This window comes from Pelagibacterium montanilacus, assembly GCF_003992665.1.
Classification (GTDB): domain Bacteria; phylum Pseudomonadota; class Alphaproteobacteria; order Rhizobiales; family Devosiaceae; genus Pelagibacterium; species Pelagibacterium montanilacus.
Map to the genome: position 1 here is coordinate 324,440 of NZ_RZMX01000014.1, position 21,725 is coordinate 346,164.

Below are 21,725 nucleotides of genomic sequence, written 5' to 3' on the forward strand. Positions count from 1 at the left end.
GGCGTCAGGCGCCGGTTGGTGATCGACGGTCGTCACTTCCTGTCCCCTTTTGTCATTCGGCGGATCATTGCTATCTCCCGCTTCCACATCCTTACATCCTGGGCCGGCGCACCGGCAATATTGGAGCCGGCCGGAAAGCTGTGGGAAACGCCGCTGCGCGCCAGAACCAGCGAACCGGCGCCGATGGTCAGATGGCCGGCCGTGCCAGCCCCTCCGCCCATCACTACGCCGTCCTGGAGGGTCGTCGAGCCGGAGAGACCGCACATGCCCGAGATCACGCAGTTGCGGCCGATCCTGCAATTGTGGCCAATCTGGACGAGGTTGTCGATCTTGGTGCCCTGCCCGATCACAGTATCATCGAGGGTGCCGCGATCGATCGTGGTGTTTGCGCCGATCTCCACATCGTCCTGGATGATGACGCGCCCGAGTTGCGGAATCTTCTTGTGGCGGTCGGGCCCGAGCCGAAATCCGAAGCCTTCGGCCCCGAGCACCACGCCCGGCTGCAGCACCACACCATCACCGAGATAGCTGCATTCGATGGTCACTCCCGGCCCGATCACGCAGTTGCGTCCGATACAGACGCCCGACCCAATCACCGTATTGGCGCCAATCACCGTATTGGCGCCGATCTCGACATTGCTGCCGATAACGACGCCTGGGTTGAGGACGACGCCCTCCTCGAGCCGTGGCGCCTGCGCGTCCACCAGACCCGCGACGACCCGCCTCGTGTCATCGGGATAGAGCACCGCAAGGAAATCGATGAAAACCCCGTAGGCATCCTCGCTCACGATCGCGCGCGTATGGCGGGGAACCGCTTCCAGCAGTGCTTCGGGGACGATCACCACACCGGCAGCCGTTGAGGCCAACTCGTCGGCATAATCCTTGCTCGCCGCGAACGACAGCGAGCCCGGGCCTGCCGCCTCAAGGCCGCTGGCGCCTTCAATGGGCATCCGGCCCGCCTCTTCGGAAGGCACGATTTTTCCATGCCCGGCCGCACGCGCCAGTTCGGCAAGCGATATGGGGCCGGTGCAGTGATGGAACCGGGAATCAACCATCACGCGCGGCCCTGCACGTCAATCGCATCGCGATGGAAGGGGATATACCCGAGAGGCTGTGTGGCTGGAAAATACGTCATGTCATGGAGGAGCGGAACCGAATCAAACATCACCTAGCCTCCCCCAGAGGGCCAAAACAAACAAGCCGCGGAGCCTTTAGCACCGCGGCTTGTCGAATGTCTATGCAGATGACCGGCTTTAGAACAGGGTCGAAAGCGTCAGCTGGAACACCTGGGTTTCGTCCTGCTCTTCCTGATTGAGCACATGCGCGAAGTCACCCCGCAGCGGGCCGAGCGGCGATTCCCAGATCACCGATGCGCCGACCGAAGACTTCAGAGCATCTTGGATATCATCGACACCTTCGCCAGCGGCGTCGGGTGCGCCGTCGATCCAGCCGACATCACCCCAGACCGCGCCACGGATGCCCCAGCTATCGGGAATCAGAGGGATCGGGAAATCGACTTCAGCCGAAACGCCAGCATAGGCCATAACGCCAAGCGGATCGTCGGTGTCGCTCACCCGCGGGCCCATGCCGCCCTGGCGGAAGCCGCGGACGAGGTTGGGGCCGAGCAGGAAGGCTTCTGAAGGATGGATACCCTCACCACCGAGATCGTTGATGATGCCGCCGGTTGCCCGGACCGAACCGATGATGCCCGCTTCTTCCCAGATCGGATGATAGTAGCGCGCACGGGCTTCGGTCTTGATGAAGTTATGGCTCAGGCCCGCATATTCCTGCGAGAAATTAGCCACAAGACCTTCGGTCGGACGCGTCTGGCTGTCCACGGTGCTGTAGTCGAGTGAGTAGCCGACAGTGAGCTTTGTGAGCGTGTCGTCCTCGATATCGGAGATGTAGTCCGGCGCAAACGGCGAGTCTTCGTCATAGAACCGGCGCTGCTCGAGCCCGACATGGGTGCTGAACCGTGTGTCGTTCGCGACCGGAACGCCGAACCGCAGACGACCGCCGATCGTATCGGTTCCGTAGGAGAACCGCTCGCCTTCCTGGACCACGCGACGATAGGCATCGACGCCGGCGGAAACGCGCAGGCCCATGAAGCGGGGCTCGGTGAAGCTGAAGTCGAAGGTCTGACCCACTTCCGACCGCCCCAGTGCCGCGCGCAGGAACTGGCCGCGACCAAGGAAGTTGCGCTCGGTCAGCGAGATCTCACCGAAGAAGCCGTCATTGGTGGAGTAACCGCCACCGATACCGTATTCGCCGGTGCTGCCCTCGACCACGGCCACGTTCAGAACGACCTGATCGGGCGCGCTGCCGGCCGCCGAGGTCACCTGAACCGATTCGAAGAAGCCGAGGCTCTCGATGCGGCTGCGGCCACGGGTGACGAGCGTGCGGTTGAACGGATCGCCCTCGGCGAAGTCGAACTCGCGACGGATCACGAAGTCACGCGTCTTGCTGTTGCCGGTGATGTTGATGCGCTCGACATAAACGCGCGCACCCTCGTCGACCAGATAGGTCACATTGAAGCGGCGGTTTGCGATGTCGCGGTCGATACGCGGGCGCACTTCGGCGAACGAATAGCCCTGTTCGGTTGCCCGGACCGCGAGTTCGGTCTGGGACGCCTCGAGATCGGAGATCGAGTATCGGCTGTTGGCCTGGGTCTCGATGCCGCCGCGCAGGGCGTTGGTGTCCAGACCAGGGATGCTGGTCTCGATCGCCACGTCGCCGAACGTGTACTGCTCGCCCTCTTCGATCGTGAAGTTGATAAAGTAGGCATTCCGCTCTGCGTCGAACTCGGCGACCGAGGACAGCACGCGTGCGTCGGGATAGCCCCGGTTGGCGTAATAGAGACGGATGCGCTCGCGGTCGACCGCAAGGCGATCCTCGTCATAGAGGTCATCGCGGAACAGCCAGCTGAGCAGGTGCGACTCCTTGGTGACCAGAACTGACTTGAGCTGCATCGAGCTGATGGCGTTGTTGCCGGTGAAGTTGATCGCAGCGATGCCCGCGCGTTCACCTTCATTGACAACGAACACAACCCGGAGATTTCCATCCGTGGCCGTCTCGAGGCGGGTGGTGACGGAAACGTCGTTATAGCCGGCCTGATCGTAAGCGATCTGGATGGCCTGAACGTCGCCCTGGATGCCGGCCTCAGAATAGACACGACGGTTGGCGACATCGACCATGGAGGTCAGTTCGGCATCGGAGAATCGACTGTTACCCTCGAATCGCACCCCCGAAACCTGGGAGGTACCGGCCTGCTGGGCGAGCGCCTCGGCGGAACCGAACAGCCAGGCTGGCGTTCCCGCTACGGGCGCAGCTGCGGCCATGAGAAGGGCGAGTGATGCGCTTTGCAAAAGCTTGGCGTTTTTCAACATGTTGTTCGTGCTTGCCTTGTGAGACTTGCCTGCAATCAGAGAGTTGCGCCGGGAATCGCACAGGTGCACGGATTCCCCCAAAGCTCCGTTATCCCGTTGTAACGCTTTTTCATTCGAGGGCAAGGCGCATCCCCTTCTCGCTTCCCAAAAGTTCGGCCGGTCATGTATTCGTGCAACACACATGCCTCAGATGAGGTCGTTGACGATGGTGAACACCATGAGCGTGCACACCAGTGCGAACCCGATCCTGAACCCGATCTCCTGTACCCTCCGGCTCAAAGGCCGTCCTCGGACGGCTTCGGCCAGATAGTACATGAGGTGTCCACCATCGAGCATCGGCACTGGCAGCAGGTTAATTATGCCGATGTTTAGCGATAATAGTGCGGTTAGGTTAACCAACGCCAAAAAGCCGAGGGTGGCCACTTCACCCGAAACCTGGGCCATCCCCACAGGGCCGGCAATCTGATTGAGGTCGCCCCGTCCTACGAACAGATCCGCAAAGAACGCGACGGTGCGATCCACGATGAACCAGATTTCTTCAAACGTCATGGAGACCGCTTCGAGCGGCCCCGGGTGATAGAGCACCACGTCGCCTTCAGCCACATTCCGCGCGACCCCGATAGTGCCGATCACCAGTTCACGTCCGAATCGGGTCTGAGTGGTATCGCCCTGCGGCACCACGCCGATCTCAACACGCTCCCCTGCCCGTTCGACCGACACGGTGACGGGACGGTCGGGCGAGGTGGCGATGAGGCGCTGGAAGTCGGAAAACCCGATGACGCGGAACCCGTCAACGGACAGAACGCGATCTTGGGGCGCAAAGCCTGCCGCTTCGGCGACCGAGCCGGGAACCACCTCCCCGATCACGGGATCGAGGGTCGGCCGGCCATAGCCGAGGAGCATGGCGTAAAGGACGAGGAAGGTGAAAATCAGATTGGCTGCGGGCCCTGCAACCACCACGGCCATGCGCTGCCAGACCGATTTGTTTGCAAAAAGCGTGCGCGCCTCTTGCTCATCCATTCCGTCGGCGGCATGGGGATCGGGCATGCTCGCCGCGTTCATGTCCCCGGTGAACTTGACGTATCCGCCCAGGGGAATCGCAGCCAGTCTCCAGCGTGTGCCGCGCCTGTCGGTCCAGCCGAGTAATTCGGGACCGAACCCGATCGAGAAGGCGTCGATGGCAACCCCGTTCCACCGGGCCACGAGGTAGTGGCCAATCTCGTGGATGAACACGATGACGGTGATGACGGCGAGAAACGGAATGATGTAGTTCAAAAAGAACGGAAGGGTATCGATGGGTGGGCCTCACGGCTGGACGGGGATTCGACGTGCACAATGCCACGGGCGCGAGCCATCCGCTACCAGAACAATATGCCCTGCGGCACCGCGCCCAGCCCCCGGTGCGCCAGCCCTATGGTCCAGAGAACCAGGGCCGCCATGGTGAGGCTGTCGATTCGATCCATGATGCCGCCATGACCGGGAATCGCCGCGCCGCTGTCCTTGATTGCGAACCTGCGCTTGACCGCGCTTTCCGCGAGATCGCCGCCCTGCGCCGAAATGGACACCAGGACCGCGATGAGCAATCCGATCACGAACGGAGACGGGGTGCCCAGGAACCACCCGGCTGCATTCCAGACCAGCAGGCCAGCAGCCGTGCCGAACACCAGCCCGCCGGCGGCGCCAGACCAGGTCTTGGACGGCGAGACTTCCGGGGAAAGCTTGGTGCCGCCAAAGATCCTGCCCACGAAATAGGCCCCGATATCGGTCATCCAGGTGATCGAGAGCAGGAACACGCCCGCCCATATGCCCACGGCCGAGCTGCCCCTGATGGCGAGGAACGCGATGGTCGCCAGGCCGAAATAGATCATGCCCACCAGCCGCCAGCCCCGGTTCCGTCCCGGCAGAGCGATCCCGATGACCACGGCTATGCACAGCAGTGCTGCGCTCGCCCATGCCCCGTTCATCGGATAGGCGATTGCGGCGATGGCCAGAAGGCCCATGACCAGCACCGCGGGAAAGGCCTGCTCCCGGCCCACGATCATGGTCTCCCATTCGCGGTAAGCGCCGGCGATCACGAGGGCGACCATCAGCGCGAACGGTACCCAGCCGGCGACGAGCGCGATGGCCGTCAATGGGATCAGTACGATCGCCGAGAGCAGTCGCGGAAGAAGATCGGGTCCGAACGGCCAGACGATCGAACGCTTTTTGCCTGCAGTAGGCTCCTTCGGGCCCATACTCACGAAGCGATCCCGCCAAAGCGCCTGTCGCGTTCCGAATAGGTCCGCAGGACCTTGAGGAACACGGCTTCGTCGAAATCGGGCCATGCCTCTTCAACGAACACCAGTTCGGCATAGGCTGATTGCCACAAAAGAAAGTTCGACAGCCTCATCTCGCCGCTGGTGCGGACAATAAGGTCGGGGTCGGGAAGACCGTGGGTGTAGATGTGGCCGTCGAGCAAGGCCTCGTCGATTTCGTCGGGCGAAATCTCGCCGGTCGCGACCTTGCCTGCGATCTGCCTGACGGCGGAGACGATCTCGGCCTTGGCCCCGTAATTGAACGCCACCACGAGGTCGAGCCCCGTATTGGCCGCCGACTTGGCTTCGACCTCTTCGATGATGGCGCGCAGCCCCGACTCAAGACCGGCCCGTTCGCCGATGATACGGATGCGGACATTGGCCGCCACGAGACGATTGAGGTCGGAGGAAACGAACCGGCGCAGCAGACCAAAGATGAAGTTGATCTCATCGGGAGGACGACGCCAGTTCTCGGAGCTGAAGCTGAACAGGGTCAGGCAGCGGACCTTGTAGGAGATGCACAACTCCACGATCCGGCGCACGGCTTGTACGCCGGCCCTGTGGCCTTCGGATCGCCTCAGGCCCCGGGCATTCGCCCACCGACCGTTGCCGTCCATGATCACACCGATGTGGTCGGGGATCTTCAGGGCCTGACGCTCCGGCTGGAGGGAAGCGATCGCCGGGTTGGTGGACATGGTGCCTCTCGGACCGGTCGAGACGAGCTAGACCTGCATGATTTCCTGTTCTTTGGTCGCAACCAGTGTATCGACGTCGGCGATGAAATCGTCCGTTGCCTTCTGCACCCTGTCGGTGTTGGTGCGGGCGTCGTCCTGGCTCATGTCGCCGTCTTTCTCGAGCTTGCGCAACAGCTCGATCCCGTCACGCCGGATATGCCGGATAGCGACGCGCGCCTGCTCGGCATACTGATGGGCGACCTTGGAGAGTTCGCGCCGGCGCTCTTCGTTCAATTCAGGCAGCGGCACGCGGATCAGCGCACCCTCGGCGATCGGGTTCAGTCCGAGACCGGATTCGCGGATGGCGCGGTCGACGGCAGCCGCCATGGACCGGTCCCATACCTGTACGCTGAGCATGCGGGATTCGGGCACCGACACGGTCGCCACCTGGTTGAGCGGGGTCGGGCTGCCATAGGCATCCACGGTGATCGGATCGAGTAGGCTCGCGCTGGCACGGCCCGTGCGCAGGCCCGCCAGATCGCTCTTGAGCGAGTCGACACTCTTGCTCATGCGCGCCCGCAGTTTTTCGAGCGAGAACTCTTCGGTCATGTGGGGCTCCCCATTCTGTTTTGAGAACTCCGGCCTGTATGGTTTCAGAACGGAAACTCTAAGTCTTTGTTTTGGCGCGCTTCCGAACCGGAAAACTGGTTCCAGCAGAAGCGCTCCGGCCGTCAACCGACGCGCGTGCTCGGCGTGCGCCCGTCGAGCACGCCGACAAGACCATCCCTGGTTGTCAGCGCATAGACAATTATCGGCAAGCGATTGTCACGGGCAAGGGCAAACGCTGCCGTATCCATGACCCGCAGGTCGCGCGCGATCACCTCTTCGTGGCTGATCGTTTCAAAGCGCGTGGCTTGGGGATCCTTTTCGGGGTCGGCGCTGTAGACGCCGTCGACCTTGGTTCCCTTGAGCAGCACGTCGCAGCGCAGCTCGATGGCCTTGAGCGCCGCGGCGGTATCGGTGGTAAAGAACGGATTTCCGGTGCCGCCCGCGCATATCACGGTGGCGCCCGCTTCCAGTGCCGCAATGGCGGCGCGCTGGGTAAAGGTGTCGGCAATCGAGGGCATGGTCACCGACGAAAAGACGTGCGGCCTTCCTCCGGCCTTGCGGATCGCATCGCCCAGTGCCAGCGAGTTGATCACCGTGCCGAGCATGCCCATGTGGTCGCCGATGACCCGGTCGCCGCCCTTGGCGGCCACGGCCATGCCCCGGAAGATGTTGCCACCTCCGATCACGACCGCCACCTGGATGCCCCGGCGGGTCACATCCACGATCTGCCGGGCTATCGCATTGAGAAAATCGGGCTCGATGCCATATGACTGGTCTCCGGTGAGGGCTTCACCGGAGACCTTGAGCAATACGCGTGAATATGCGTCTTCGGACATCAATCCGTCCCAGCCTGCCAGAAATCTGCGGACCAGTGCCGCAAGAGGGGCACGTTATGCGGTGCCGGCGGCTGCGGCAACCTCGGCTGCGAAGTCCGAGGTCTCGCGCTCGATGCCTTCACCCAGCGCGTAACGGACAAAGCCGGTGATCTTGATGGGCGCGCCCGCGTCTTTCTCGGCGTTCTTTATTGCCTGCTCGACGGTGTTCTCGCCGTCGATCACGAAGGTCTGCGCCAGAAGCGTGACTTCCTCGTAGAACTTGCGGATTCGACCCTCGACCATCTTCTCGACGATGTTGTCGGGCTTGCCCGATGCCTTGGCCTGCTCGATGAACACGGAGCGCTCACGCTCAACGGCCTCGGGGTCCACATCGTCGGACGACAGGGCCAGCGGGTTGGTCGCTGCGACGTGCATTGCGATCTGCTTGCCCAGGGCTTCGAGAACCGCCTTGTCACCGGTCGACTGCAGGCCCACGAGAATGCCGATGCGGCCGAGGCCTTCGGAGACCGCGGAGTGCACGTAGTGGCCGACCACGCCGTCCTCGACCTCGAGCACCGCGGCGCGACGCAGGGTCATGTTCTCGCCGATCTTGGCAATCGCTTCGGTCAACTCGCCGCTCAGCGACCGGCCGGTGCCGGGGAAGTCGGCATTTGCCAGCGCCTGGGCGTCGCCATTGACGTCGAGCGCCAGCTGCGCTGCGGTCTTGACGATGGTCTGGAACTGCTCGTTGCGGGCCACGAAGTCGGTCTCGGAGTTGATCTCGACCACGGCGGCGCGCTTGCCTTCGCTCGCCACGGCGACCAGGCCTTCTGCGGCCACGCGGTCAGCCTTCTTGGCGGCCTTGGCAAGGCCCTTGGAGCGCAGCCAGTCGACTGCCGCTTCGATATCGCCGTCGGTCTCGGTCAGAGCCTTCTTGCAATCCATCATGCCAACCCCGGTCATCTCCCGGAGCTGCTTCACGTCCGCTGCACTAATCGCCATCTCGTCACCTCTTTAAGCCGATGCAGGCCCGGACGCTCTGCCTGTCGTCCGCCGCCTGCATGATTGATTTCTGCGTCGTTGCGGGCGCGGGCCGCGCTCCGCCACCGGAGCGCGATCCACCCGGTCCGGGATCAGGACTGCTGCGCTTCGGTCTGTGCGGGCGCGATGTCCTCGGCGGCCGCAAGCGCAGGCTCCTCGGGAACGTCCTGGGCGGCGCCCAGGTCGATACCCATGCCTGCCGACGAGCGCGAAATGCCGTCGATCGCTGCCTTGGAGATCAGCGAGCAGTAAAGCTCGAGGGCGCGGGCCGCATCGTCATTGCCGGGGATGGCGTAGTCGACAACGTCGGGGTCACTGTTGGTGTCGACGATCGCGACGACCGGGATGCCGAGGCGACGCGCTTCCTTGATCGCATTGGCTTCCTTGTTGGTGTCGATCACGAACAGGAGGCTGGGGACGTTGCCCATGTCCTTGATGCCACCCAGATCGCGCTCGAGCCGATCCTGCTCGCGCTGGCGCTGAAGGCGCTCGCGCTTGGTCAGGCCGACGGCGCCCTCTTCCTGGAGCGCTTCGAGCTCGCGAAGGCGCGCGATCGAATGCGAAATCGTCTGCCAATTGGTCAGCATGCCGCCAAGCCAGCGCGAGTTCACGAAGTACTGGGCGCTCTGGCGCGCGGCCTCGGCCACGAGCGGAGCCGCCTGGCGCTTGGTGCCCACGAACAGCACGCGACCGCCGTCTGCAACGGTGTCGCTGACGAGCTGGAGGGCGCGGTAGAGCGAGGGAACGGTCTGGCTCAGGTCGATGATGTGCACATCATTGCGAACGCCGAAGATGTAGCGTTCCATCTTGGGATTCCAGCGGTGCTTCTGGTGACCGAAGTGGACACCTGCTTCGAGAAGCTGGCGCATGGAAAAATCTGGCAGTGCCATTGTAATCGTCTCCTTGACCGGTTGTGCCTCTGCAGGGGGAAGCGAAACGGGCTTTCCCGTCACCGGATCGGCGTCGCGCAATCGCGAAACCGGCCCCTGCATGTGGATTTGACGCTGTGCGCTATAGCCCAGGGAAGCAGGCTTGGCAAGCTGCATCGGCCTGCCTGGAGACGGTCAGTGGAGCCGCACATCCTCAATGCCCGTTACGGTCTTGAGCATGCCTGCAAGCTGGGGCGTGATCTTGAACTGGCCCTTGAGCTCCATCTCGTACTCGCGCTCACCGCCGTGCCCGGTCAATACCAGGCTCACCACGCCATCGCCGCCGCGCTTGAGCTGGTCCCTGATCGAGGGCAGACAGCGCGGATCGGCGGCAAAGATGGTCAGCCTCTGGCCGAGCCGGTCCACCGATTTCTCCAGAGGCTCAGCCTTGAGCAGCCGGAGCCGCACCCCGTCGGGGCGTGAATCCGCGCCAACCTCGAGAATGACGGAATTGCCCTTCTCGAGCAGATGCCCGTAGCTCTCGATTTCCTCGGAAAACGCGATGCACTCATATGATCCGCTGGGGTCCGAAAACATCATGATGGCCATGGTCGAGCCCTTGCGGGTCTTGCGGTCCTGCCGGGAGACCAGCGTTCCTGCCAGCCGGCCGGCCACGGCGCCATTGCGCGCCGCCTTCTCGAACATGGCCCACTGCTGAACGCGCAGCCGGTCAAAAAGCGTCACGTAGTCATCGAGCGGATGGGCGGAGAGATAGAACCCGATCGCGGAATGCTCGCGGGCCAGCCGCTCGGTGAGATCCCAGAACGCAACGTTCTCGGGCAGCACGATCGTGCTGGCCTGGTCGCCAGCGAACATATCCACGATCCCGTCGGCACGTCCCGAGGTCTCGCGCTGGGCGGTGCTGATGATTGCGTCCGCGACCGCCGAGACCTGTTCCCTGCGTCGTACCATCTCGTCGAAGGCGCCGGCATTGATCAGCGTATCGAGGGTGCGCTTGTTGATGATCCTGGGATCGATCCGACGCGCGAAATCGGCGAGGTCGGCAAACGGGCGCTCTCCCCTCACCTCAACGATGTGTTCGGCGACTTGGCGCCCCACGCCCTTGACGGCACACAGCGAATAGAGAATGCGGCCCTCGTGCACCGAGAAGTCGGCCTGGGAGCGATTGATGCAGGGGGGCACGATCTCGATCCCCATCCGCTCCGCCTCGCTCTTGAAGTCGTTGAGCTTGTCGGTATTGCCCATGTCCAGCGTCATGGACGCGGCAAGGAACTCGGTCGGGTGATGGGTCTTGAGATAGCCGGTCTGGTAGGATACCCAGGCATAGGCGGCCGAGTGGCTCTTGTTGAACCCGTAATTGGCGAACTTGGCCAGGAGGTCGAAGATCGTATCGGCCAGGGCCGGCTTGATCCCGTTGCGCTCGGCTCCTTCCTGGAAGCGGACGCGCTGGGTATCCATCTCCGCCTTGATCTTCTTGCCCATGGCCCGGCGGAGCATGTCGGCCTCACCCAGCGAGTAGCCCGAGAGAAGCTGGGCGATCTGCATCACCTGCTCCTGATAGACGATGATCCCATACGTCTCGTCGAGCACGGTGCGGAGCGCTTCGTGGGGATAGGTGACCTTCTCGCGCCCGTGCTTTCTGTCGATGAAGCTCGGGATGTTGTCCATCGGCCCGGGCCGATAGAGCGCGTTCATGGCGATCAAATCCTCGATCCGGTCGGGCTTGAGCTCGACCAGGGCGCGCCGCATCCCCGGACTTTCAAACTGGAAGATGCCGAAGGTGTCGCCCCGGGCGTAGAGCTTGTAGGTCTCGGCGTCCTCGAGCGGAATGGCATCGATGTCGATCTCGATGCCCTTCTTGGCGACCATCTCGACCGCATAGCGGATCGTGGTCAGCGTCTTGAGCCCCAGAAAGTCGAATTTGACGAGGCCGGCCGGCTCCACCCATTTCAGATTGTACTGGGTGACCGGCATGTCCGAACGCGGGTCGCGATAGAGCGGCAGCAGCTCATGGAGCGGCCTGTCGCCAATCACGATGCCGGCAGCGTGGGTCGATGCGTGCCGGTAAAGCCCCTCGAGCTTGCCCGCGATCCTGAGCAGCTCGGCTACCGTCTCGTCCTCGTCGCGCATCATCTGAAGGCGCGGCTCGCCGTCTATGGCCTGGGCGAGCGTTACCGGGCTGGCGGGATTGTTGGGCACGAGCTTGCAGATGCGATCAACCTGCCCATAGGGCATCTGCAGCACCCGGCCGACATCGCGCAGCGCCGCGCGCGGCTGCAGCGTTCCGAAGGTGATGATCTGGGCGACCTGATCCTCGCCATACTTGTTCTGAACGTAGCGAATGACCTCTTCGCGCCGCTCCTGGCAGAAGTCGATGTCGAAGTCGGGCATCGACACGCGCTCGGGATTGAGAAAGCGCTCGAACAGAAGATTGTAGCGCAGCGGATCGAGATCGGTAATCGTCAGCGCGTAGGCCACCAGTGACCCCGCACCCGAACCGCGGCCTGGCCCTACGGGAATTCCCTTGGCCTTGGACCACTTGATAAAGTCCGCGACGATAAGAAAGTAGCCGGGAAACTTCATGTCCCGGATGATCTTGATCTCGTGCTCGAGCCGGTCGGCATATTCCTCGGGCGTGCGGCCCGGTGCAAGCCCGTAGGCATTGATGCGCTCGGCCAGTCCCTCACGCGCCTGCCGGGCCAGTTCCTCGCCTTCGGCGAAGACGGCCTCTTCTTCTGTCTGATCGGCTGCGGCAGCGAATTTGGGCAGGATCGGATCGAGTTCTCGGGGCCGGAACGCCACCCGTTGGGCAATCTCGACAGTGTTCTCGATGGCTTCGGGCAAATCCTCGAACAACGCCATCATCTCGGCGCGGGACTTGAAATAGTGCTGGTCGGACAGTCGCCGACGCTCGGTCTGGGCGACCACGGATCCCGAGGCGATGGCGAGCAACGCATCGTGGGAATCGTAGTCATCCCCGGCCGGGAAATAGGGCTCGTTGGTCGCAACGAGCGGGATGCCGAGACGATAGGCAAGATCGACGAGGCGGGGCTCGACACTCTGCTCGATCGGCCGGCCATGCCGCTGCAACTCGATATAGAGCCGATCGCCGAACACCGCGTGCAGCGCATCGAGGCGCGCCTGAGCCTGGACATTGAGTCCGGCTGCCAGATAGGGGTCGATCGCGCCCTCCGGCCCCCCTGTCAGGCAGATGATACCTTCCGCCGCGCCCTCAGTGAGCCACCGGAACAGCGCCTGGGGCCGCCCTGCCCCGGATTCGAGATAAGCGCGACTCACCAGCGTGGAGAGATTGGAAAATCCCTTCTCGTCCGCCGCGATCAAGACGAGCGTGCCCTTGCCCAGATTGATCCGGTCGCTGGGCTTGTCCTCTTCGAGCTCGAAATCGATCACCAGTTCGCAACCGATGATCGGCTGGATGCCCTTGCCGGAGGCCTTCGAAGAGAACTCTAGCGCGCCGAACAGGTTCGAGGTGTCGGCTATGCCGATGGCGGGCTGCCCGTCCTTAGCGGCGAGATCGAGGATCTTGGCGAGCGGAAGCGCGCCCTCGAGCAGCGAATAGGACGAGTGGATATGAAGATGGATGAAACCCGGACCAGACATGTCCCTACCTTATCGGAACGTTTGTGCCATCTGCGGCACGACCGCACCACCCCGAACGGGCCTTGTTCACAGAATGCGAGTCACGCGAGATAGGCAAGCATGTCCACATAAGCCAGCGTTGCGGCGCCAAAGGCGGTGAGCGAGATCAGAGCCAGAACGTCCTTCACGAACATGAGCATGGAAGCCTCCTCGGGATCAATGTTGCTATTTCGTTCTTATACGATCCTGTTTTGTTCCTGTCCACACTTTCCACAGCGTCAGCCGGCGCTGGGTTAACAAATGGTTCTGAGCGTTTGGACCGTTTACGGGATGCGTGCCAGCGCCCCGCGATCATTGATCGCGGAGATCCCGCGGCCCGGAAATCAGGCCATCGGATTGGTGCATCAAAGCGTGGCGGGGACGATCCTGCCGTCTTCGATGGTCACGATCCGGTCGGTCTTGCGGGCCAGTTCGTGATTGTGCGTGGCGATCAGGCACCCCGCATCGTTTGCGGCGATCAGGCTTGAGAGGGCCAGGAACACCTTTTCGCTGGTCGTGGGATCGAGATTGCCCGTCGGCTCGTCTGCCAGGATGATGTCGGGCGAATTGGCCGCCGCCCGGGCGATGGCTACGCGCTGCTGCTCGCCACCCGAGAGTTCGGCGGGACGGTGATTGGCCCTTGGGGCGAGCCCCATGGTCTCGAGCAAATCCATGGCCTTGGCGTGTGCGGCCTTTTCGGTCTGGCCCGCGATCAGTTGCGGCATCACCACGTTCTCGAGCGCACTGAACTCTGGCAGCAGGTGATGGAACTGGTAGACATAGCCGATCCGGTGCCGGCGCATCATGGTGCGCTGGCGCTCGGACAGCGTGGATGTTGTCTCGCCGCAGATCATGACTTCGCCTCCGCTCGGGCGCTCGAGCAATCCGCAGATGTGAAGGAGAGTCGATTTTCCGGCGCCGGACGGGGCGACGAGCGCCACCCTTTCGCCGCGCCCGATGGTCAACCCCGCCCCGCGCAGCACGGAGATGGCCATCTCCCCTTCGCCATAGGTCTTGTCGACGCCCGAAAGCGTCAGCAGCGGTTCGCTACTCATAGCGCAGGGCCTCCACGGGATCGTATTGGGCAGCCCGCCAGGCCGGGTAGAGCGTGGCGAGGAACGAGAGCCCCAGCGCCATCGCCAGCACCACGGTCACCTCCACCGGATCCACCCGCGAGGGCAGCGAGGAGAGCAGGAAGACTTCGGGCGGGAAGAGCGCGAAGCCCAGGATCTCCGACACCCATGAGCGGATCGATTCCGCGTTGAGCGCAAGGATGACCCCCAGCGCAAACCCGACAAGGGTCCCCACCGTGCCGATGGCAGTCCCGGTCATGCAGAATATGCGCATGATCGAGCCGCGTGTGGCCCCCATGGTTCGGAGCACCGCGATATCGGCACCCTTGTCCTTGACCAGCATCACGAGGCTGGAAATGATGTTGAATGCGGCCACCAGCACGATCATCGAGAGGATGGTGAACATCACCACCCGTTCCACCTGCAGGGCCGAGAAGAACGTTTCGTTGCGCCGCTGCCAGTCGGTGAAGATCAACGGCCGGCCGGCCGCCTGCTCGAGTCGGGTGCGGATCTGGCTGGTGGAATCGGGATCGGCGAGGAACACCTCCACTGCGGTTGCCTGATAGCGCCGCTCATAGGCCTCGTCGATTTCCTCGTCAGTGGCATCGAGCGGGAGGTCGTCATACCCCTCGCGCAATTCGTCGGTGTAGAGCCGGAAATAATCCTGCGCCTGGTCGATGGGCATGAAGACGAACAGGCTGTCGAATTCGACCATGCCGACATTGAAGATGACGTTGACCGGATAGGACCGGATCTGTGGCGTCGAGCCGAAGGGCGTGCGCGAGCCTTCCGGCGATACGATGGTGATCGCATCGCCCACCACCAGCCCGAGCTGCTGGGCCATGCGCTCGCCGATCGCCACCCCCTCGACGTCGTCCCAATCGTCCCAGCCGCCCTGCACCGTGCTGTTGTAGAGCAGCGGCAGCTTCTGGATATCGTCGAGGGTCATGCCGCGCACCGCGGCGCCGGCCGAATTGTATGGCCCCGATGCCAGGGCCTGGCCCTCCACAAAGGCCACGGCGCTGATCACCCCGTCGACTTCCTCGAGCCGGACGACGACATCCTCGTAGTCGGTGAAGGTCTGGTCCACGGGTAGTGCGGTGAAATGGCCGTTCAGCCCAAGGATCTTGGTCAGCAGCTCGTCCCGAAATCCGTTCATCACGCTCATCACCACGATCAGCGTGGCAACGCCGATAGCAATGCCGATCATGGTCAGCATCGCAATCACGGAGATGAACGTATCGCGGCGCCGGGCGCGCAGGTAGCGCCCAGCGACCATGAACTCGAGTCGCGAAAATGGTCCTGCGCCGCGCTCCTTGCGCAAAGGGGCTGAGCCGCTCACGCCGTCAGCCTGCGCTCGGGTTCGATCAGACCCTTGAGGCGCGATACGGCATCCTCAATGCCGATGGTCTCGCGCTCGCCGCTCTTGCGGTGCTTGATCTCGACCTCGCCCGCCGACAGGCCGCGCGGCCCTACGATGAGCTGGAAGGGGATACCGATGAGGTCGGCGGTCGCGAACTTGCCGCCGGCCCCGGTTTGCCGGTCGTCGTAGATCACCTCGATGCCGGCGGCCTCAAGCTGGCCGTAGAGCTTCTCATTGGCCGCGTCGCACTGGGCGTCGCCGGATTTCAGGTTGATCAGCGCCACCTCGAAAGGTGCCACGCTGACGGGCCAGATGATCCCGCTCTCGTCGTGGCTGGCTTCGATGATCGCGGGCACGATCCGGGTGGGGCCGATCCCGTACGATCCCATGTGCACGGGCACGTCCTTGCCGTCGGGCCCGGTCACGGTTGCGCCCATGGGCTCGGAATATTTGGTGCCGAAGTAGAACACCTGCCCCACCTCTATACCGCGGGCGGCAATCTGCTTGTCCTGGGGCACCTTGGAGGCGAATTCGGTCTCCTCGTGCATGTCCTCGGTCGCCGAATAGAGCGAAGTCCAGTCCGCCACAATGGGCGAGAGATCGCCGTCGAAATCGGTATCGGGCCCGGGGATCGGCTTGTCGAGCAGGTCGGCATGGCAAAATACGCCGCTCTCGCCGGTCTCGGCCAGCACGATGAATTCGTGGCTCAGGTCACCGCCGATCGGTCCGGTTTCGGCGCGCATGGGGATCGCGACGAGGCCCATGCGGTGATAGGTGCGCAGATAGGCCACGAACATCCGGTTGTAAGCCCGGACTGCCGCGTCCTTGTCCACGTCGAACGAATAGGCGTCCTTCATGAGGAACTCGCGGCTGCGCATGGTGCCGAAGCGCGGCCGGATCTCGTCGCGGAATTTCCACTGGATATGGTAGAGGTTGAGCGGCAGATCCTTGTAGGAGCGCACGAAGGTCCGGAAGATGTGGGTGATCATCTCCTCATTGGTCGGACCATAGAGCATGTCGCGCTCGTTGCGGTCCTGCATGCGCAGCATTTCCTTGCCATAGTCGTCGTACCGACCGCTCTCGCGCCAGAGATCGGCCGATTGCAGCGTCGGCATCAGCAGCTCGATGGCCCCTGCCCGGTTCTGTTCCTGCTCGATGATCGTCTGGATCTTGCGCAGCACCCGGTAGCCAAGCGGCAGCCAGGCATAAAGGCCGGCGCCCTGCTGGCTGATCATGCCCGCACGCAGCATCAGCCGGTGCGAGATCACTTCAGCTTCCTTGGGCGTTTCCTTGAGGACGGGCAGGAAGTATCTCGAAAGACGCATGACGACTCCGTTCAGGCAACGACTCGGCCATGAAATGGCCTGTCCAACAAGCGCAAACCACGATCAGCCTGCCAGCGCAAGGTGGCGTTGGCGTGAAGTTTCATCGCACTGACACAAGTGTGACAAAACAGCGCAAAATTCACTTGGCAGACACGGACCGAGTTGGTAGGGTCCGGCCACATAAAGAAGGCGGGCAATCGAACCGCCAGACGCCGACAACGTCAAGGGAGGAGCACTGGCCGCCCATCTGCGCGCCGTAAGACCAGTGGATTGTCGCGAAACTCATACGAATGCAGGGCCTTGGCCCTGCTTTTTTTTGTTCTGGATCAGGACCAGTAGGCCTGCAGCCAGGGCGACGACATCCCCCACAGCAGCAGGGCCATGGCCACTGCCGCAATGAGGGTCGTCGCCAGCAGCTTCTGCCATATCAGGGTGCTCACGGGGGCTCCGGGCTCGGTGCCATCGGTCACCAGCCCGTCCTCGTGCTGCCCTCTCACACCGAATGGCAGGGTGACGAACAGGCACACCCACCAGACGATGAAATATATGGCGATATAGGTGAAAAGCTGCATCTCAGACCTTGTGAACGGTGACTTTCACGATGGGCTTGCGGCCCCAGACGGCATTGACCTCGGACCGAACGGCGCGCCTGATGGCCTCGGCCAGCCGGCCCGTATCGCCGCGCCGCTTGCCGGGCATGCTCTTGAACGCCCCATTCGCCGCATCCTTGACCACGTCGAGCAAGGGATCTTCATCATCTTCCAGCTCGGGCAACCCGTCCAGATCGAACATGGGGCCTGAGACGATCTGACCCGCTCCGTTCACCGCGAGCGAGATGACCACCAGTCCGCCCAACGCGAGGCGCCGCCGGTCGCGCACGCGGCTTTCCTCGGGCGTGCAGAGCAGGTTGCCGTCAAGGTACAGCACGCCGACCGGCACCTCGCCGGGGAAATGCGCTGGCTCGGGGTAGAGCCTGAGCATGTCGCCATTGCGGATCGAGAACACCTTGCCAATGCCTTGCTCGCGCGCAAACTTGGCGTGTGCTTCGAGATGCATGGGCTCTCCATGCACCGGTACCAACAGATGCGGCTTGACCCAGTCGTAGAGCTGAGCCAGCTCGCTGCGGCGCGGGTGACCTGAGACGTGCACCACCTCGTCGGCGTTGGTGATGATCTTGACGCCCTTGTCCACGAGCGCGTTCTGGATATCGAGAACGCCCTTTTCGTTGCCCGGGATCGCCCAGGACGAGAAGACAGCCCAGTCCCCGGGCGACAGATCGATCACCGGGTGCGTGCCAGCCGCGATCCTTGCCATTGCCGCCCGCGACTCGCCCTGAGACCCGGTGCACAGCAGCACCACCTTCTCGCGCGGCAGATAGCCGTATTCGTTCTGGTCGAGGAATGGCGGTATGCCCTCCATCATCCCCAGCTCGCGGGCAATGCCGGCCACCCGGTGGATGGCGCGTCCTGCGGCCACCACCTGCCGGTCGGCCTTGGCCGCGGCCCGGGCGATCGAAATCATGCGCCCCAGATTGGATGCAAAGATCGTGACGGCCACCCGGTGGGGGGCGCGCGCGATCAGGGCCGCGAGATTGTCGGCGATGTCGGATTCCGACGGGCTGACGCCCTCCTTCATGGCATTGGTGCTGTCGCCGATCACTGCCAGCGGCTTGCCCTCTGCACCCAGCGCCTTGAGGCGCTCGATATCGGTCATGGGCGTGCCCACGGGGCCGTGGTCGATCTTCCAGTCCGCGGTGTGCAGCACCCTGCCCGCCGGCGTATCGATCAGCAGCGCACCTGTCTCGGGCGCCGAGTGCGACATGGGAATCACCTCGACCGTGAAGTCGCCGAGACTGAAAGGAACGCCTGGCGTGAAGACGGTGACGTCCACGTCGTCGACGATCCCGTTCGAAGCCCGCTTGGCCTTGAGCATCGCCTCGCAGAACCGCGATGCATAGACGGGTTTGTCAAATGTCGGCCACAGATCGAGCACCGCGCCGTAATGGTCCTCATGGGCGTGGGTGATTACCAGCCCGACGATACGGTCGGCTTCCTCCTCGAGAAACCGCGTGTCGGGCATGATCAGCTCGATCCCCGGCAGGTCGGGACCGCCGAAGGTCACGCCGCAATCCACCACCAGCCATTGCCGATCGTGCGCGGGACCGAAGCCGTACAGCCCCATATTCATCCCGATCTCGCCTACGCCCCCGAGCGGCACGAACACCAGTTCAGCGTCCTTGTTGTCAGTTCCAGCCATGAATCCTCTTCTCGGCGCGGGATCCATATCCCGCCGCCGCTTTTCGTGTGTCTAAAGCTGAGCCAGGCTACGCACGCAGCGTGGCCGTCGCTCCAAAATGGACATCGCCCGCCGAAATCGCGGTGCGGTGCCCGTGCATATCGCGGACGACCAGACGGCCCGCATCGTCAATAGCTTCGAATGTCCCGCGAACGACGTCCCCGCCGCTCTGAATGGCCACTTGCGACCCAAGCCCGGCAGCGTGGCTGCGCCATTGGTCGAGAATTCGGGAAACACCTGCCCCGTCGTTCCAGTCTGCGAGGCAATCTATCCAGTTGTCGGCAAGGTGCGCGAAAACCGTCGGCGCGTCGAGCCCCAGTTCGAGATCGGCGAGACTTATCGCCGGATAGGGTGTGTCCTGGGGCGCGGCGACGACATTGACACCGAACCCGATCGCAACGGCGAGCCCCTTGCGCGCCGAAATCTGCGTCTCGAGAAGAATGCCAGCGACCTTGCCGCCATCGACCAGAACATCGTTGGGCCATTTCAGCGCGATCCGCGCTTTACCGGCCTCGCTCGTGCCGTCGGCGCCGTCCAGTCCGGACCGGAACGTCCCCTTTGGAACGAGGGCGTTCAGCGTCCGGTTCAGCGCGACCCCGGCAACAAAGCCAAGCGTGGCCACCTGGCCCGCATCACCCCCGGGCCGGATCATCACCGTCGCGGCGAGATTGCCTTTCGCGCTCTCCCATACGCGTCCGCGTCGTCCGCGTCCAGCGCTCTGGGAGAGCGCCGCGATCCACAGCCTGCCCGGGTCTCCCGCTCCGGCCGCAGCGAGAGCCTCGGCGTTGGTCGAGCCGACCGTTTCGTGGCCGATGACGCGATAGCCTGCGTCCAGAGCACGGGATGTGAGAGCGAACATTGCGCGCCTGCCCTAGAACAGGCTCCCCGCTGCCTCATGCGCGAGCCGGGCGAGCGGACCACCGACCGTGAAGTAGTACGAGAGCACGAGGAACCCGACCAGCCCCATCACCACCCGCAGTTCGACCGCGGGAACCGGATAGGTTGCAGTGGGCTCGTCAAAATACATGACCTTGACCACGCGCAGGTAGTAAAAAGCGCTTACGGCGCTGGCCAGCATGCCGATCACCGCGAGGATGAACAACTGGGCCTCCATTGCTGCAAGGAACACGTACCATTTGGCGAAAAACCCCGCGAGGGGCGGCAGGCCGACCAGTGAGAACATGAACATCGCCAGCATCGCCGCGACGAACGGCCTGCCCTGTGCCAGCCCTGCCAGATCGTCGATGGTCCGCACATAGCCGTTCTCGTTGCGCAGCGCGAGAATGCACGCGAAGGTGCCGATCGTCATGGCCATGTAGATCGCCATGTAGATCGCGACGCCTTCAACGCCCACAAGGCTCCCGGCGGACAGTCCGACCAGCGCGAAACCGATATGGCCGATCGAGGAATAGGCCATCAGGCGCTTCAGGTTGTTCTGCCCGATCGCCGCAAAGGAGGCGAGCACCATCGAAGCGATGGACAGGAAGATGACCACCTGCTGCCAGTCCCGGGCGATCGGCTCGAAGGCCTCGAACGCCACGCGGATCAGCAGGGCCATGGCCGCCACCTTGGGCGCGGATGCGAAGAACGCTGTGACCGGTGTCGGCGCGCCTTCGTAGACGTCGGGCGTCCACATGTGGAACGGCACGGCCGAAATCTTGAAGGCTATGCCGGCCAGCAGGAACACGAGGCCGAAAATGAGGCCGATGTTGCGGTCGCCCAGCGCGGCGGCAGCGGCGATCTGATCGAGCTGGGTATGACCCGTGAACCCGTAGACCAGCGAAGCGCCATAAAGCAGCATGCCTGAGGAGAGAGCGCCAAGGACGAAGTATTTCAGGCCCGCCTCAGTCGCCCGTGTGCTGTCGCGCTTGATCGACGCAACCACGTAGAGCGCAAGCGACTGCAACTCGAGGCCGACATAAAGGCTCATCAGATCGTTGGCCGAAACCATCATCATCATGCCGAGCGTGGCAAGCACGACCAGCACGGGATACTCGAACTTGTTGAGCCCGTGATCCTGGGCATTGGAAACCGAGAGAACCAGCGCGAACACCGACCCTGCGATCACCAGCGTCTTCATGAAGCGGGCGAACTCATCATTGATGAACCCGCCTGCGAACAACACGCCCTGGCTCGGCTGGAAGGCCACGAACAGCGCAACGGCGGCGAGCAGGCCAATGGCCATGCCCGTGACAAGAGTCGATGCCTCGCGCTTGGCGAAAACACCCAGCATCAGCAGTGCAAGCGCACCCACGGCGACCAACATCTCCGGATAGGCCGGTGCGAGCGAAGCGAATCCCCCGAATTCGGAAATCATAGTC

At 63.2% G+C, this 21,725-nt stretch carries 17 protein-coding genes; all 17 read right to left on the reverse strand.

Annotated features, from left to right (window positions below; genetic code table 11):
- Positions 1 to 32: 32 nt before the first annotated feature.
- Entirely contained in the window at positions 33 to 1,055 is a 1,023-nt protein-coding gene (gene lpxD, locus EO136_RS06475) for a UDP-3-O-(3-hydroxymyristoyl)glucosamine N-acyltransferase (protein WP_127143640.1), read from the reverse strand.
- A gap of 198 nt (positions 1,056 to 1,253) precedes the next feature.
- Positions 1,254 to 3,386: an outer membrane protein assembly factor BamA gene (gene bamA, locus EO136_RS06480; protein ID WP_206513276.1), complete on the reverse strand. Its 2,133-nt coding sequence runs from the start codon at positions 3,384 to 3,386 to the stop codon at positions 1,254 to 1,256.
- Between the two features lie 186 nt (positions 3,387 to 3,572).
- Positions 3,573 to 4,661, reverse strand: a complete 1,089-nt coding sequence (rseP, locus tag EO136_RS06485) for an RIP metalloprotease RseP (RefSeq protein WP_246018273.1) — start codon at positions 4,659 to 4,661, stop codon at positions 3,573 to 3,575.
- 83 nt (positions 4,662 to 4,744) lie between these two features.
- On the reverse strand, positions 4,745 to 5,620 hold the full coding sequence (locus EO136_RS06490) for a phosphatidate cytidylyltransferase (RefSeq protein WP_246018282.1): 876 nt from the start codon (positions 5,618 to 5,620) through the stop codon (positions 4,745 to 4,747).
- A gap of 2 nt (positions 5,621 to 5,622) precedes the next feature.
- Positions 5,623 to 6,375 (reverse strand): undecaprenyl pyrophosphate synthase, encoded by a 753-nt coding sequence (locus EO136_RS06495; RefSeq protein ID WP_127143644.1) that lies wholly within the window; start codon positions 6,373 to 6,375, stop codon positions 5,623 to 5,625.
- 27 nt (positions 6,376 to 6,402) lie between these two features.
- Complete coding sequence (frr, locus tag EO136_RS06500) at positions 6,403 to 6,963, reverse strand: ribosome recycling factor (RefSeq protein WP_127143645.1); 561 nt, start codon at positions 6,961 to 6,963, stop codon at positions 6,403 to 6,405.
- A gap of 122 nt (positions 6,964 to 7,085) precedes the next feature.
- A complete protein-coding gene (pyrH, locus tag EO136_RS06505; RefSeq protein WP_127143646.1) occupies positions 7,086 to 7,802 on the reverse strand; it encodes a UMP kinase in 717 nt (238 codons plus the stop codon).
- Between the two features lie 51 nt (positions 7,803 to 7,853).
- Positions 7,854 to 8,780: a translation elongation factor Ts gene (gene tsf / locus EO136_RS06510; protein WP_127143647.1), complete on the reverse strand. Its 927-nt coding sequence runs from the start codon at positions 8,778 to 8,780 to the stop codon at positions 7,854 to 7,856.
- Positions 8,781 to 8,911: 131 nt separating this feature from the next.
- Positions 8,912 to 9,709: a 30S ribosomal protein S2 gene (gene rpsB / locus EO136_RS06515; protein WP_127143648.1), complete on the reverse strand. Its 798-nt coding sequence runs from the start codon at positions 9,707 to 9,709 to the stop codon at positions 8,912 to 8,914.
- Between the two features lie 174 nt (positions 9,710 to 9,883).
- Complete coding sequence (dnaE, locus tag EO136_RS06520) at positions 9,884 to 13,330, reverse strand: DNA polymerase III subunit alpha (protein WP_127143649.1); 3,447 nt, start codon at positions 13,328 to 13,330, stop codon at positions 9,884 to 9,886.
- A gap of 383 nt (positions 13,331 to 13,713) precedes the next feature.
- Positions 13,714 to 14,403 (reverse strand): ABC transporter ATP-binding protein, encoded by a 690-nt coding sequence (locus tag EO136_RS06525; RefSeq protein WP_127143650.1) that lies wholly within the window; start codon positions 14,401 to 14,403, stop codon positions 13,714 to 13,716.
- Positions 14,396 to 15,700 carry an ABC transporter permease gene (locus tag EO136_RS06530; RefSeq protein WP_127143693.1) on the reverse strand — a complete coding sequence of 435 codons (1,305 nt, stop codon included), beginning with the start codon at positions 15,698 to 15,700 and terminating at the stop codon, positions 14,396 to 14,398. Before EO136_RS06530 ends, EO136_RS06525 begins: the two co-directional genes overlap by 8 nt.
- 59 nt (positions 15,701 to 15,759) lie before the next feature.
- Positions 15,760 to 17,109, reverse strand: coding sequence for a proline--tRNA ligase (proS, locus tag EO136_RS06535; protein ID WP_127143651.1), 1,350 nt, complete (start codon positions 17,107 to 17,109; stop codon positions 15,760 to 15,762).
- 326 nt (positions 17,110 to 17,435) lie between these two features.
- Positions 17,436 to 17,681, reverse strand: a complete 246-nt coding sequence (locus EO136_RS06540; RefSeq protein ID WP_127143652.1) for a DUF1467 family protein — start codon at positions 17,679 to 17,681, stop codon at positions 17,436 to 17,438.
- Position 17,682: 1 nt separating this feature from the next.
- On the reverse strand, positions 17,683 to 19,365 hold the full coding sequence (locus EO136_RS06545; protein WP_127143653.1) for a ribonuclease J: 1,683 nt from the start codon (positions 19,363 to 19,365) through the stop codon (positions 17,683 to 17,685).
- A 67-nt stretch (positions 19,366 to 19,432) separates the two neighbouring features.
- Complete coding sequence (locus EO136_RS06550) at positions 19,433 to 20,263, reverse strand: biotin--[acetyl-CoA-carboxylase] ligase (protein WP_127143654.1); 831 nt, start codon at positions 20,261 to 20,263, stop codon at positions 19,433 to 19,435.
- Between the two features lie 12 nt (positions 20,264 to 20,275).
- Entirely contained in the window at positions 20,276 to 21,721 is a 1,446-nt protein-coding gene (gene nuoN / locus EO136_RS06555) for an NADH-quinone oxidoreductase subunit NuoN (RefSeq protein ID WP_127143655.1), read from the reverse strand.
- Positions 21,722 to 21,725: the final 4 nt, after the last annotated feature.

Bases quoted from the DNA above. Each gene is read 5' to 3' on its own strand.
- lpxD (WP_127143640.1), bottom strand. From the start codon at position 1,055: ATGGTTGATTCCCGGTTCCATCACTGCACCGGCCCCATATCGCTTGCC.
- bamA (WP_206513276.1), bottom strand. From the start codon at position 3,386: ATGTTGAAAAACGCCAAGCTTTTGCAAAGCGCATCACTCGCCCTTCTC.
- EO136_RS06490 (WP_246018282.1), bottom strand. From the start codon at position 5,620: ATGGGCCCGAAGGAGCCTACTGCAGGCAAAAAGCGTTCGATCGTCTGG.
- EO136_RS06495 (WP_127143644.1), bottom strand. From the start codon at position 6,375: ATGTCCACCAACCCGGCGATCGCTTCCCTCCAGCCGGAGCGTCAGGCC.
- frr (WP_127143645.1), bottom strand. From the start codon at position 6,963: ATGACCGAAGAGTTCTCGCTCGAAAAACTGCGGGCGCGCATGAGCAAG.
- tsf (WP_127143647.1), bottom strand. From the start codon at position 8,780: ATGGCGATTAGTGCAGCGGACGTGAAGCAGCTCCGGGAGATGACCGGG.
- rpsB (WP_127143648.1), bottom strand. From the start codon at position 9,709: ATGGCACTGCCAGATTTTTCCATGCGCCAGCTTCTCGAAGCAGGTGTC.
- dnaE (WP_127143649.1), bottom strand. From the start codon at position 13,330: ATGTCTGGTCCGGGTTTCATCCATCTTCATATCCACTCGTCCTATTCG.
- EO136_RS06525 (WP_127143650.1), bottom strand. From the start codon at position 14,403: ATGAGTAGCGAACCGCTGCTGACGCTTTCGGGCGTCGACAAGACCTAT.
- EO136_RS06530 (WP_127143693.1), bottom strand. From the start codon at position 15,700: ATGGTCGCTGGGCGCTACCTGCGCGCCCGGCGCCGCGATACGTTCATC.
- proS (WP_127143651.1), bottom strand. From the start codon at position 17,109: ATGCGTCTTTCGAGATACTTCCTGCCCGTCCTCAAGGAAACGCCCAAG.
- EO136_RS06540 (WP_127143652.1), bottom strand. From the start codon at position 17,681: ATGCAGCTTTTCACCTATATCGCCATATATTTCATCGTCTGGTGGGTG.
- EO136_RS06545 (WP_127143653.1), bottom strand. From the start codon at position 19,365: ATGGCTGGAACTGACAACAAGGACGCTGAACTGGTGTTCGTGCCGCTC.
- EO136_RS06550 (WP_127143654.1), bottom strand. From the start codon at position 20,263: ATGTTCGCTCTCACATCCCGTGCTCTGGACGCAGGCTATCGCGTCATC.
- nuoN (WP_127143655.1), bottom strand. From the start codon at position 21,721: ATGATTTCCGAATTCGGGGGATTCGCTTCGCTCGCACCGGCCTATCCG.